At 63.8% G+C, this 12,811-nt stretch carries 12 protein-coding genes and 1 pseudogene; 4 read left to right on the top strand and 9 right to left on the bottom strand.

The genetic code is table 11. From position 1 onward, the window contains the following. Positions 1-1,706: family 78 glycoside hydrolase catalytic domain (locus AB4Z38_RS22700; protein ID WP_441431793.1), on the top strand; the 1,706-nt coding region annotated here is incomplete at its 5' end. A 465-nt stretch (positions 1,707-2,171) separates the two neighbouring features. On the opposite strand, the pseudogene AB4Z38_RS22695 reads toward AB4Z38_RS22700, so the two are convergent. The 5 genes and pseudogenes from AB4Z38_RS22695 to AB4Z38_RS22675 all read right to left on the bottom strand — a co-directional run. Next, positions 2,172-2,418, bottom strand: a pseudogene (locus AB4Z38_RS22695) (Re/Si-specific NAD(P)(+) transhydrogenase subunit alpha); the annotation flags it as partial. Positions 2,419-3,590: 1,172 nt separating this feature from the next. Beyond that, positions 3,591-3,794: a DUF1508 domain-containing protein gene (locus tag AB4Z38_RS22690; protein WP_441431792.1), complete on the bottom strand. Its 204-nt coding sequence runs from the start codon at positions 3,792-3,794 to the stop codon at positions 3,591-3,593. Between the two features lie 740 nt (positions 3,795-4,534). Then, positions 4,535-5,572: a TDT family transporter gene (locus tag AB4Z38_RS22685; protein ID WP_441431791.1), complete on the bottom strand. Its 1,038-nt coding sequence runs from the start codon at positions 5,570-5,572 to the stop codon at positions 4,535-4,537. Further along, the gene (locus tag AB4Z38_RS22680; RefSeq protein WP_441431790.1) at positions 5,569-6,093 is read right to left on the bottom strand and encodes a PaaI family thioesterase; all 525 of its coding nucleotides are present in this window, start codon (positions 6,091-6,093) and stop codon (positions 5,569-5,571) included. The genes AB4Z38_RS22685 and AB4Z38_RS22680 overlap by 4 nt, the downstream gene beginning before the upstream one ends. Positions 6,094-6,141: 48 nt before the next feature. Then, positions 6,142-6,858 carry an SDR family oxidoreductase gene (locus tag AB4Z38_RS22675; RefSeq protein ID WP_441431789.1) on the bottom strand — a complete coding sequence of 239 codons (717 nt, stop codon included), beginning with the start codon at positions 6,856-6,858 and terminating at the stop codon, positions 6,142-6,144. A gap of 128 nt (positions 6,859-6,986) precedes the next feature. Here AB4Z38_RS22675 and AB4Z38_RS22670 point away from each other — a divergent pair, with 128 nt between their 5' ends. Then, a complete protein-coding gene (locus AB4Z38_RS22670; RefSeq protein WP_441431788.1) occupies positions 6,987-7,469 on the top strand; it encodes a winged helix-turn-helix transcriptional regulator in 483 nt (160 codons plus the stop codon). A 94-nt stretch (positions 7,470-7,563) separates the two neighbouring features. Here the strand turns inward: AB4Z38_RS22670 and AB4Z38_RS22665 are convergent, their stop codons facing one another. The 4 genes from AB4Z38_RS22665 to AB4Z38_RS22650 all read right to left on the bottom strand — a co-directional run bounded on the left by AB4Z38_RS22665 (position 7,564) and on the right by AB4Z38_RS22650 (position 10,749). After that, the gene (locus AB4Z38_RS22665; RefSeq protein WP_441431787.1) at positions 7,564-8,061 is read right to left on the bottom strand and encodes a GNAT family N-acetyltransferase; all 498 of its coding nucleotides are present in this window, start codon (positions 8,059-8,061) and stop codon (positions 7,564-7,566) included. Between the two features lie 151 nt (positions 8,062-8,212). Then, on the bottom strand, positions 8,213-8,530 hold the full coding sequence (locus tag AB4Z38_RS22660) for an SDR family oxidoreductase (RefSeq protein ID WP_441431786.1): 318 nt from the start codon (positions 8,528-8,530) through the stop codon (positions 8,213-8,215). Between the two features lie 255 nt (positions 8,531-8,785). Next, entirely contained in the window at positions 8,786-9,490 is a 705-nt protein-coding gene (locus AB4Z38_RS22655; protein WP_441431785.1) for an SDR family NAD(P)-dependent oxidoreductase, read from the bottom strand. A gap of 218 nt (positions 9,491-9,708) precedes the next feature. Continuing rightward, on the bottom strand, positions 9,709-10,749 hold the full coding sequence (locus tag AB4Z38_RS22650) for an aldo/keto reductase (protein ID WP_441431784.1): 1,041 nt from the start codon (positions 10,747-10,749) through the stop codon (positions 9,709-9,711). Positions 10,750-11,251: 502 nt separating this feature from the next. Between AB4Z38_RS22650 and AB4Z38_RS22645 the strand changes: the two genes are divergently transcribed. Continuing rightward, positions 11,252-11,875, top strand: coding sequence for a TetR/AcrR family transcriptional regulator (locus AB4Z38_RS22645; protein ID WP_441431783.1), 624 nt, complete (start codon positions 11,252-11,254; stop codon positions 11,873-11,875). 571 nt (positions 11,876-12,446) lie between these two features. Continuing rightward, positions 12,447-12,809, top strand: a complete 363-nt coding sequence (locus AB4Z38_RS22640) for a DUF7793 family protein (protein ID WP_441431782.1) — start codon at positions 12,447-12,449, stop codon at positions 12,807-12,809. The last annotated feature ends 2 nt before the right edge of the window (positions 12,810-12,811 follow it).

Genomic DNA, 12,811 nt, shown 5'->3' with positions numbered 1-12,811 from the left:
GGATCAGGCTCACCAATTTGGGGCCCGCGGGGACGGAGACGGTGCTCGAGTTCGGCGAGCACCTGGACGCCGGCGGTGACCTGACGACCGCCCACCTGGACATGAAGACACCACAAGGCGGGCTGCTTGAATTCCGCCAGACCGACCGCGTCATCGCCGGGGGCGACTCCGCGGTGTTCGAGCCCCGGCACACCGTCCACGGCTTCCGCTACGTCCGTGTGACGCACCCTGGACGCGAACTCTCCATCGATGACTTCACGGTCGTCGTCGTCCATTCGGACCTCGACCGCCGCGGGTGGTTCGCCTGCAGCGACCCGGACCTGGAACGACTCCATGAGGCGGCTCTCTGGAGTTTCCGCGGCAACATCGTGGACGTCCCGACCGACTGCCCCACCCGCGAACGCTCAGGATGGACCGGCGACTACCAGGTCTTCGCCCCCACCGCCGCCATGCTCTACGACGTCCAGGGCTTCTCCCGCAAATGGCTCCAGTCCGTGCGCGACGACCAGTGCGAGGACGGGCTCCCCGCGGCGTTCTCCCCGGATTCGGCGCGGATCAGGCATCATCCCGGCAACCCCTCGAGGGTCATGGGAGGATCCGCCGGCTGGGGCGATGCCACCGTGCTTGTCCCCTGGGCCATCTACGAAGCGTACGGGGACACGGAGCTTCTGGCGGAAAGCTGGGACTCGATGACCCGCTGGGTGGATTACGCGCTCCACCTCGCCAAGACAGCCCGCCACCCGTCCCGTATCGCCCGCTCCGAAACACCGCTCCCCCACGAGCAGTACATCTGGGATGCCCCCTTTCACTACGGCGAATGGCTCGAACCCAAACGCCGCCGGGCAGACGGGTCCCTCATCGACCCCATGGCCGAGAACCCCTACGCGTACATGAGCGCCGACCGCGGCGAGGTCGGAACCGCCTACCTGTACCGCACCGCAGAGACGCTCGGCCGCATCGCAGGAATTCTTGGCCGGAATGAGGCAGCAGACCACTATCGCAGGATCGCGGACGCGGTGAGGGAGGCATGGCAGATCGAGTTCCTCACGCCCGACGGGCGCACCCGCGAGGACACGCAGGGCGCGTACGTCCGGGCCCTGGCCTTCGGACTCGTCCCCGATTCGCTCAGGGAGGCGGCGGCCGACCGCCTGGCCCGGCTCATCCACGACGCCGACGACAGGCTCGCCACCGGCTTCCTCTCCAGCGGCCTGCTGCTCCCCGTCCTCGCAGAAAACGGCCACACCGACCTCGCCTACCGCCTCCTGCTCCGCCGCGGGACACCCTCCTGGCTCGGCATGCTCGAACGCGGCGCCACCACCGTCTGGGAAGACTGGGAAGGCATCGACGAGCACGGTATCGCGCACGAATCGCTCAACCACTACAGCAAGGGAGCCGTCATCGGCTTCCTCCACGAATACCTCGTAGGGCTGCGCCAGGCGCCGGACTCGGCCGGCTGGGAACGCTTCGACATCGAACCCCACCCCGGCGGAGGAGTCACCTCAGCCAGCTTCCACTTCGGCTCCCCCCACGGCCCGATCCAGGTCGCGTGGGAGATCACCGACGAGGAGTTCCGCGTCGATTTCACCGTGCCCGATGGAACGACTGCCCGGCTTACCCTGCCAGATGGCACAAGCGCCTCCTACGGGCCCGGAACGCACTCCGCATCCTGCCCCGCTACGCCGCGGCGACGTGTGGCATGCGGATGACGTCACCCCCGACGGCCACCCCATTGGCCGCCGGATAGAACCGGAACTAAACGACGTCAGCGCGGCACCCTTCGAGTGAAAGGGCCGCCGTCTTTGACGCCTGATGCAGCGCCCGAAATTCACACACTACGCTCCGGCTAAACAGCCCATTCACCATGAGTGCCGCGGGAGCTGAACGGTCCTTGCGCGCGTAGCCCGGCAAAGCTTGGTTTCTCAAAGCACTGGGGCGGTGGGTTGTCGATAGGGAGTGTTGTCGCGCAGCATGGCCCACCACGGCACCTACCAGAGCGTTTCCCCGGTCCCCGGACTCACCGCCGCCAGTGGTGGTGCGGACGCTGGTCATCTCCGCCCCGGAAGCCGGGCGTGTGGTCCTGAACGCGGGCAAGCGCGAGTTGGCGCGCGATGCCGGCCTGCCGAGGGATGAGCGAGCCCATATGGCCCACGCCGTCCGAGTTTCCAGACCGAGGTCTTTTCGCCATTCCGCCCGACGATCATGGACCCCGGCACCAGGTCGTCGAAGTCAAGGCCCAGCTGGCCGTCCGTAATCCTTGGTGGGGAGCTTGAGCAAGTTCACCATGTTGGTGCCGTAAAGCTGGGACGCCTGACCGGGCAGCCGGCCCGGGAGGTCGGTGTATCCGAGAATCAACCCAGCATTGTCGGTAACCACTCGTTGACCGGCACCGGAGCCTTCCACGTTGCCGCCCGGGCCAGCCGTGGGCGCAACTCGGGCCTCTAGGTGCCCAAACCCCGCTAGACCACGAATGTGGGTCGCCAAATTCCTCACAGGTCATGTAGCCCCATCCTCGCCAAGCCATGAAGAAGCAAAGACACAGACATACTCACACACCAAGGAAAGGGCAGCCGGTCGCACCAACAGCCACTAACAAGAACGGCCCCCAAGGGACCCACAAAAAAGCTGATTTGCGCACAGTCAGACATCCAAAGGCCCCTGACCTGCGAATACATTGTGCCCGAGGTGGGACTCGAACTGCATTCCGGGCCTTGGAAACACTGGGAACTCCCGAAAACATGCCGGGTCCGGCCCGATCCGGCACCGGTACAGCCGAGTCCGGCGACCGAGTCCGGCGGCAGGGGTGTGCACATTGTGCACAGCCCGTTTTTTGACCTGAACTCCCCCACCGACAGCGCGTCGAAGAGTTCCGGCCATCCGTTTGGGACGCCCTCCAAAGGAGCTCCAATAACCGTGCCCTTGAACTCGCCAAAGGTCAAGAACCTGGCGGGGGGCACGCGAGAATCCGAGACGCCCGGACCGGGCGCCCTTGGCGATTCCGCTGATTCCCCTGACAAGGGGTCAGCGCGCCGGTCCTACTGAGCCGCGTCCGGTGAAGGTGCGGCGCTCATTCCAGGGCGCCCTTTTCTGATGACAGTTAAAGGTGCCGTGTCGAAGAATCGGTATTCCCCCATCGGGGCGCGGATTGTTCCGGCGGCTTCCGCTTTCTCCCGGATAAAATCATGGTCATCTCTGGAAAGTACAACCTGTCCGTTCGGGTCAAGCTCAATGTCCCTATGCCGGTCTTTGCAGAACTTCGCCGACATTGCCGGGGGGCAAGAGCAGACTTGCCGGATTTTCCAGAAGCCATGTCCGGGTCTCGGAATCGAGCCGGTCCCACTCATCCTTGATGTTCACGCTTGCTGATACCAACTTCCTGTTCGGCTTGCCGAAACTGAATTCCGTCCAGACTACGCCCGACCCAAAAAGAATGGTAGGAACTCTTCTATGCCGAAGTAGTGCGCTGAACCCCGGGACAACTCTCGGAGCTGTTAGTGACTGTTAATCAAAAACGGCCGGCCTGCCCGGCACGAATATGGTTGGGCCCCCGGTGCAGTTTGAACTGGCCCACCGTGATCTTCGCTGCCGAGTCGTCACGACTGTCGAGAATGGGATTTATTTGTGCAATCCACAACATGCGCCGTGGCCGCCTGTTCCCGGATGTCCCTGACCGCGGCGGCTGCTGTCGCCATGTCTTCGTACGCCTCCGACTTTGCCAGGGTTTCCCCGGCGGAATTGACGAGGTTTATCCGGACCCCTCGCGGTTCAGCGTCTACAAGTTCAAATTGGCCAGGCATCGGTGTCCCCTTCACGATTGACTGCGTTGACGTTCGTGCCGGCGAGCGTCGCCGAGACGAATATTATATGACAACTATGTCAACAATAGTGACAGAAAAAATATCCGCTATTCCTGCACGTTCAAGAACGGTCCTTATCCTTGAGCGCCCCAAACTTTGGGGATTACCGGGTAAAGAGCCCAAGTGCTGCGCAGTTCTTGTCCAAGACGTCCGGACCAGCTGCCTGCTGGAGGACACCCCCAATCTCCTGCCGCGCTCCGGATGCCGCTGGGGGTCTGCGGGCAGCGCATGGAGGATTTGCTGGAGGGGACAGCACGCCCCAACCCGAGCTCTGCGACAAGCGGATCGACCACCAGAGCCGTGGCATCCGCTGCCGCGAAGGGCACTCGTGCAGTGCCGCGTTTACCGTGGACACCGACGCCAAGTTCGACCTCATCAGGACGCAACCTCGTACGCGTCCTCGCCCACGCGCCGCGTGGTCGGGGTGATCTCGCTGATGGGCTGCTTGCTGATGTCGACGAGGTGGACGCTGGCACGGTTGAAGGGCTTCGTAGTAGCCGTGGCTGACCGGAGGCCGTTTGGCGCCGTAGGGGCAGCCCTTGGGGGTCAAGAGCCGCCGTCTGCGGATCGAGCACGGTTTCACGGATCTTCCGGCGGACGAACTCGGCGGCGTACGCGTTGGCTTCAGCGGATGTGTCTATGTCGTCGAAGGTCGGGAAGAAAAGCCGGAAGCGGGAGCTTCAGTGCACTTCCGTGCTCTGTGGTGCCGCCAGTCTCGCTGCCTTTGGGGCGATGGGTGTCGGCACGGTGCGGGCGGCGATGGCCAAGGTGAAGGCTGTTGCAAGGCCGAGAATCGCCCAAGCGCATATTTGCCGGCCGGGGAGGTCGGTTGTTGCAAGCCAGCGAATGACATAGTTCGTGGTTGCACCTACGGGAAAGGTGAATACCCAGAACATTTGCGTGAAGGGAAGTTTGCGGTATTCGGGGAGGAGCATGACCTGCATCAGCACCATGATCAACAGTACGCCTGTCAGTCCGAGCTGGATTGTTCCCAAGGGGCCTGGATGTGACACCATCCACGCGATGTTGGCCGTTGCCGGCGCAGCCAGATAGGCGGACAGGCCGACCTTGGCGGCTGGTAGCACTTCGCCGCCGGTCATCAGGCGGACGGTGACGACGGTTCCTACGACCAGCCAGAAGAACACTCCAACGCCAAATGCGGCCATGGCCGCATTATGGGCGTGGATGCTTGAGAACCCGATGCTGGCAACGAAGGATCCGGCCGCGACGGGCAGCAGGTAGCCGGGATGGATGGATTGCATGGATACCCCGCCGGTGACCCAGTGGGCAAGGAGCTGGGCAGCGACGATGGCAAGGGCGGCAATGCAAGCCATACACAGCCAGGCGCCCCATGGCGGCAGATACTGGCTGTAGTGCGACGAAAGCAGGATCCCGATGAGTGGGATGAAGGACGCAAAGGGCCCCGCCACTTCGTGTCTCAGGTCGGCCCGGAATGTTCCTTTTCGGCGAAAGCCCCGGACCACGTAGACGGCGGTCAGGATCAGCCACAGGGAGCTTGCTGCCCCGTAAAAGATTTCCTCCGGCCACATCGGGGATCCGAGAGAGCTCCTCGCGGCGGACCAGCCGCCGCCCAGACCGGCAAGCCCCAAGGGAATGCCGAAGCGGCTCAACGCCGGCATTCCCGACAGGGCGGCCGGGGACAAGGCGCGATCCGTAGGGGCCGGCGTCAGGGCATCAGCGGTACCGGTATCAGTCATGTTGTCAGAGCGCCTGGTTGGTGGGTGAAGATGAGCAGCGTGCTCGTCGCGGTGGCGAGGAGTTCTCCCCCAGCGGTGCTGAGCCTGCCTTCGGTGAATATCACGCGCGAGCCGGTTTTCACGACTGACCCCTCTGCGCGAAGAGCACCCTTCTGGAGCGTGATGGGTCGCAGATACTTGACCGCCAGGTCAATGGAGGTGTATCCGATCCCTGCTTCCAAGGTACTGTGTGCTGCGCAGCCGAGCACGGTGTCAAGGAGCGTGCAGGCCAGGCCACCGTGCACCATTCCCAGGGGGTTGTAGTGCGCTTCTCCCGGCCAGCACTGGAACTCGACGTGACCGTATTTCGCATCGACGAGATCGAAATTCATGATGGAAGCGATCGGCGGCGGCGCGATGCTGCCGTCGCGGAGGCCGGAAAAGTAGTCCAGACCCGACAGCCGTGGCAGCTGTTCGAGCGCGATTGCCGGATCCATCCAGGTGAAGGTTTCCGAGCGTTGGGCCGGGGCGTTCGTTGACACGAGGGTTTCCTCCTTAGGTTCTCTGCAGGTCTTCAGGCTTTGCCGCGCTCATACCGGGGAATTGGATGCCAGGAACGGGTACAGATCCAGGATCGGACCGGACAGGCCGAGCTTCACTCCGGCACTGATGTCGTCCACGATGACCTCGTAGTCACCTTGCTCGAGCCCATCGAAGGACTTCCGCGCGACTTCCTCGGGGGAGGTCTTCGGGGCATCCACGCCCTTGGCCATGGCTGTGTCCATGTAGCCGACGTGAACACCCGTGACCTGGGTGCCTTGGGGGGCCAGTTCCACGCGGAAGGAGTTGGTCGCCGACCACAACGCGGCCTTTGATGCACTGTAGGCGCCGGTGAGCGCGATCCAGCTAAGCACCGAGTGGATGTTGAGGACCGCTGATGTCCCGCTGGCGGCAAGCACCGGTGCGAATGCCCTGGTCATGGCGACGGGTCCGAAGAAGTTGGTCTCCATGACTTCGCGGATCTTCTCGTCCGGGAGCGCCAAAAGCGTGTCCGATTCGACGCTCATGCCGGCGTTGTTGATCAGTATCGTGACGTCCTCGGCCAGGGTAACGGCGGCCCGGATCGAGTCAGGGTCGGTGACGTCGAGGGCGAGTGGGACGACCCGGGAGTCGTTCCACTCTTGCGGGCGGCGGGCTGTCGCGTACACCTTTGCAGCACCCCGGGCGAGGGCCTGTTCCACGAGCTCGCGGCCCAGTCCTCCGTTCGCGCCGGTGACAAAGACGACGGCGCCAGATAGTTGTGGCATGGATTCTCCTGATGTCGGATCGGGCGGCGACGCGGTTGTCGCGGTCTCAGAACATCAGATTAGCCGAGTCAGTTGGATTTTCCAACCAACCTGTATAGTGGGAGTAAGGTACTGAAAGCAGGTGAACGATGAATCGGCCGACCGAGAAGGCAGTAAATGCGCCGAGGGCGTGTTTCATCGCGGCAGGCCTCGAGGTTTTAGGGGAACGGTGGGCCCTGCTCGCCCTTCGCGAGATGTCGTTGGGCGTTCACCGGTTCGATCAGATTGCGCGCAATACCGGCGCGTCCCGCGACATCCTGACGGACCGACTGCGCACACTCGAAAACCGTGGCGTGATTGAGCGTGTCCAGTACTCCGAGCGCCCCGCGCGCTACGAGTACCACCTCACAACCTCGGGGGCGGAAGTCGCGCCCATTCTCATTTCACTCGCGGCGTGGAGCAGCACATGGATGCGCGACGATACGCCCCGCGCTTCTTACCGCCACAGTTGCGGGGCCGAACTGCAACCTGTGGTCTTGTGTGCGGAATGCGGTGAGGAGTTCACCCCCGGAAGTCTGATGCTGGGACCGCTCGTCTCAGCGGCAGGTACTACCCCGGCATCCGGCCAGTAACCACAAAAACCGAACGGAGGACGACGGCGGTGCGTCCCGCCGTCGTTCTCTTGCCACGGTTTGCGTCCGGCTTTTGCCGGCTGATTCCGGGGACTCAGCCCTCAAGTTCCTTTTCGAAGCAGACTGACGCCGGTATCGCGGTGTCGTAGGGCGGATAGGCCGGTATTTGTCGGTAGCCGATCTTCCGGTACAGGGCTTCTGCTTCCGGTTGTTTGCCGCCGGTTTGAAGAATGACCCGTCTGGCGCCGGCCGCAGCTGCGATCTGCTCCAGCCCGGCCATCAGTCGAGTCGCCGCCCCGAGGCCACGCGCTGCGGGGTCAACGATGACACGCTTGACTTCCCACTCCCCGTCCAGCAGGCGAAGTGCCCCATGCGCTATCGCATGCCCGGAGGCGGTGACGACGAGGACGTTCGCGACGAAGTCTTCAGCGGGGACGTCCAAGGCCGACCTGGCGGCAGCCGGAAGGGCGGGTTCGTCCTCCGTGGCGTACCGGTCGAGGAGTTCCTTGTTCAGCAGATCCCGTAACCGGGCAGCACGCGGATCCTCAAAACTAACTTCTTCGAGATTCAGAGCCAACTTCTCACCCGACACCGGACCTTCCTTCGGATTAGCGTGGAATCATGCCGCCGACCCCTGGAAGATGGAGTCGACGGCGGCCGAAGCGACAGCCGTACTGGAGCCCCCGGTCTGGGGACTCCAATATGACGTCATGGTACGCCTCTGGGCCGCTCAGTGGCGCGCATCAGCCACTTGTGCCAATGCCGGTGATGTAGCGGTTGTCCGGGCCGGCAAGGAAAAGGATGGCGCGGGCGACTTCGTCTGGTTCGGCTAACCGGCGCATTGGAAGCTGCGCGGCCCGCTTGGCCCGGTTGACGGCTGCGTCGGACCGGAGTCTTTTGCGAACTGCGCCCACATAGGAGTGTTCACGGGGCCGGGTGCGATGGCGTCGACGCCCGGGAGCGTGTTGGACGGGCACCCGAAGGAGAAAAGGCAACGGCGAATGCGGGGCATCCTGGGGGTAGCTGTTGAGGATGTAATCCGTTGCGGCCGGTCCGGTCATGCGCAGACCATTCCTGGTGGCCTGGTATTTGAGCCCAAGTGGGATGCCTGTGCCCTGATAGGGGCGGAAGGGGGTAGTTGTTTCCCGGCAAGGCCGAGATTTGTCCAGGTATTCTGTCGGGGTGAAGCGCACTTTTTCTGACTTTTGCCTAGCGGGAGCGCTGTTGTTAGTGCACGAGAGGTGTCGCTCACTTGTCGCCCTCCATCGGTAGGTCTCTGGACGAGCTGAGGAGGTGCGGGGTGCTAACCTTCGAGATCAATCCCCGTTATTTTGGCCAACTCTTTGAGGAGTCGGTCTTGGAAGTTGCAGTCCCGGGCTACCGCGGCGACCGGTGCTGGTCGGCGGTGGTGCCAGACCGAACCGGTGTGCCTGGCGTCGGGACTGTCGCTGACAGCGAGCCATGTCTGAGTAAGGTGGCCTTGGTCGAGGTCGTCGGTGGCATACGGGCCGCCCATGCGGGTGGGCACCCAGGGAGAGCGCGGTGACGAAAAGCTTGCTGTCGCAGTAGGCCTGGGTGCCGTTCCAGCGGCGAGTGGTCCAGTCAAGGTCGTGGAGGCTTTGGTCGCCGCTGACGTGCATGTCGCTGGTGAGGTAGATGAGCCGGTTCGGCCCCTGGATCAGGCCGGTCAATAGGTAGGGGGCCAGAGTGTTGACTGCCAGCACTCGCGGGTGTCCCTCCGGGCTGCGGTTAGGTCCGGCGTCGCCATAGACGCCGGCGTTGTGGATGATGGTGTCCATCCGGCCGAGCTGGTTGACCTGGTCGGCCAGGCTGCGGGTCTGCTGGGCGCTGGCGAGATCACCGACGACCACGGCCGCGCCGCGGTCGGCCAGATCCCTGAGCGCGGGGGCACGGTGGGTGTCGCGGGCATGGACGACGACCTGGTGCCCGTCGTCGAGCAGGGCGGCAGCTGCGGCCCGTCCAAGCCCTTGGGCGGAACCGGTAATCAGGATGCGGGCCACAAGGGTCCTCTCGTTCGTTCGTCAGTTGAGGTAGCTGTCGAGTGATGTTGTCGGCGTAGTAGGAACACAGTCGTTCCGGGTCTTTGGCCTCCATGGCGTTGAAGTAGTCGCTCAGGATGTCGATGGTGGCCTGGTCGGCTTGAGGCATGACGGGTTCCTTTGCTGTTGATGAAGGGCTGGGCTGCGCAGTTCGCTTCTGGGTGGCGGGGCTGGGCACCTTAGTCGGTGGAGGCCGTTCCGCTAGCGGCGGGTGCCTGCTCCGGTCCGTCACCGGCACGATGATGGAAGGCTGCGGGTTCGCTGGCCAAAGCGGTGAGCGCGTCGAGCTGCGCCTGTTCGAGCTCGATGTCGGCTGCTGTGGCATTGGCTTGGAGCTCTTGGGGGGTCTCGGCACCGACGATGGCCGAGGCGACGGCCGGGCGGGACAGCAGCCAGGCCAGCGAGGCCTGATACGGCGCCAGCCCCCATGCTCGGCTGAGACGTTCGGTCTCGCGGGCGAGGGCGATCTCGGCGTCGGTGAACCCTGCGCCGGCGAAGCGCTGATCACCGGAGATCTCGCGGTCGAGAACCCGGAGGTCGGCAAGCAGGCCGCCGTGCAACGGCGCGTAGGGGACGATGGACAGCCCGAACTGCTGGCAGGCGGGCGCGAGTTCGCGTTCGGCGGCCCGATCGAGGAGGTTGTACTTCACCTGGGCGGCCACGGGCGCATTCAGCCGGCGGTGGTCCGCGATCCACAAGGCCTGCACGACTTGCCAGGCGAGGTGGTTGGACAGGCCGACGTAGCGGAGTTTGCCCTGCCTGATCAGGTCGTCGTAGGCCGCGAGGGTCTGTTCCAACGGCGTGTCGGGGTCGGGGTCGTGGGCGTAGTAGAGGTCGATGTAGTCGGTCTCCAGGCGACGCAGGCTGGCTTCGACCTGACGGATGATGTGGCGGCGTGACAGGCCACGGTCGTTGACGTCGAGCCCGACGATTCCGTTGGACTTGGTGGCGATCACCATCTGCTCACGGCGGCCGCGGAGCGCGCGGCCGAGGATCTGCTCGGCGGGTTCACGGTCGGCAGCGGCAGGGGCGCCGGGCCGGTCGAAGACCGGCATGTTGCCATAGACATCGGCGGTGTCGACGAAGTTGATGCCAAGGTCGATAGCGGTGCCGACGACCCGGTTTGCGTCCTGGGCGGTGGGAGCGACCCCGAACGTGGCGGTGCCCAGACAGATCCGGGACACTTTGACGCCGGTTGAGCCGAGGATGGAGTACTGCATCAGCAAGTTTCCTTGTCTTCCGTGGTGATGGGAGGCGGGGCTAGCGGGCGGTGTAGCCGCCGTCGACGGGGAGGGCGACTCCAATAACGAAGCTCGCGCCCGGGGTTGCCGACGAGTCCGCCAAGGGAGGAGCAGTTCACGATGGCACCGCTGCCCTGGAGGCGCATCTGGGCCGTGAAGTCGTAGCTCGGATTCATCGGTGCTGCACCTGGTGTCGCCCGTGAGGTGTTCTCGGGGGCGAAAACAACAGCCATTCCTCGCCCTGGCCCGTGCTGAAACACATGTGCATGTCAGTCATTGCTCTCCTCGGGTAAGTCGTTCCGGGCGTCCGCTGCGTTGGGCAGCGGCAGCTGTCGGGTGGAAGGGGCGCAGCAGGCCCCCGCTCTCGGGCGGAGCGTGTTTGCGTCGAGGGTCTGTTGACCAGGACTGTTTGCCCCTCTTTGGCGATAAACTATAACCGAGTGGTAGGTTTTGGTCAATGGAATATGAGATGGTGGTGTCCATGCCAAATAGCACAGGGACTAACGCGCGGGGTCCCTACCGCACAGGGATCCGGCGGCGGGAACAGATCGTCGCCACGGCAATCGCGGTCTTCGGCGAGTACGGCTACGCGGGTGGATCGATCCGAACCATCGCTGAGCGGGTTGGGGTCTCCCATGCGACGCTGCTGCAGCACTTCGGTAGCAAAGAAGGACTCCTGACGGCTGTGCTGCAGGAGTGGGACCGCCGAACGGTGGAAGCCAGCCTGGCCGATGTTGTCGGGCTGGACTATTTCCGGCGGTTGCCTGAGGTCATGACTGCACATCGAAGCAACCGGGGGCTGCTCGAGTTGTTCACCACCATCGCGGCTGAGGCTTCCAGCCCTGCCCATCCGGCTCACGTCTTCATTCAGCACCGCTACACGAACAACCTTGCCACCCTTGGAATCCATCTCCAGCAGGCAGTCGACGCCGGCGAGGTGGCACCGCTGACCCCCGCCGAAATCGAGATAGAAGTTCGCCTGGTCACCGCCGTGTTGGACGGGATCGGACTGCAATGGCTGCTTGACCCGTCCACCGAAGTCACCGTCAGCGTCGAGACCTACATCAACCGAACCATCGCGGCCTTGCGTAGTAGCCGGCAATAGGGATCCCGTTTTCGATCTCCCTTGCGACGCTCAAGGGCCAAAGCGGGGGTGGAAGGGTTGCTACTCAAGCGCCACAGCTTCGAACCTCGCACAGTCTGCTCGCGAAGCATCCAGTTGACGTCCAAGGATGCGGCAGGTTACTCCCGCTCCTCCACAGGATTTCCCAAGGATTTCCGCAAGAGCGTGACGACTGGCCGTTCTTCCTGTGAGCATTGTCTGGGGACGATGATTCGGGCCGCTTCCAGTGGGAGGGGACGACCGACATGGGAGAGGTTGTGGAAGATGTCCGACGTTGACCCGCCAAGGCATGGGGAGTCATGAGGGGGCTCCAGCTGGCCAGCCCGAACGGGATCCTGCGCCCACTCGGCCTCATTGGAGAATGCCTCCAACTGTCCCTGTCGAACGCTTCCCGTCCGTCACCATGACTTTGACCGAAAAACCAGCTGGGACCTCAATTGCCCGGATACCGTGGGATCATCAGCGGCAGCCTGCACTGCAGGAGGCGTACGGGCGAACAGGCGAGACTGGAAGGCGCCTCGCGGCCCCAGGTATTAAGGGCGCTGAGGGCGCGGTGGAACTGCGGACCGATGGCTTCATTCACGTCATCTGGAGACCCAAGGGCACCATCGAAGCCGCCGATGCCTTTGCGGCAATGGCGGCCCTTGACGAAGTCTGCCGGGGGTCCGAACACGCGCTGCTGGTCGACATGGCAATGATGGAGGATCTGAGCCGGGATGCCCGATCCATCTTCTCCACTTGCGCCGCCTCACGGATCGCGTTGCTCGGATCCGGCCCGGTGGATCGGGTCATCGCCAGCTTTTTCCTCGGCGTCCGCAAGCCACGATGTCCCAGCCGCTTTTTCACGTCCAGGAACGAGGCCATGGCTTGGCTGGACCCGGCCAGCGGCCCTTCGTTCCGACGGGACAAGGGATAGGG

Source organism: Arthrobacter sp. 2RAF6 (genome assembly GCF_052115205.1).
Classification (GTDB): Bacteria; Actinomycetota; Actinomycetes; order Actinomycetales; family Micrococcaceae; genus Arthrobacter.
Note: the sequence above shows the minus strand (reverse complement) of the source record. Positions and strands in the feature narration are given on the sequence as shown.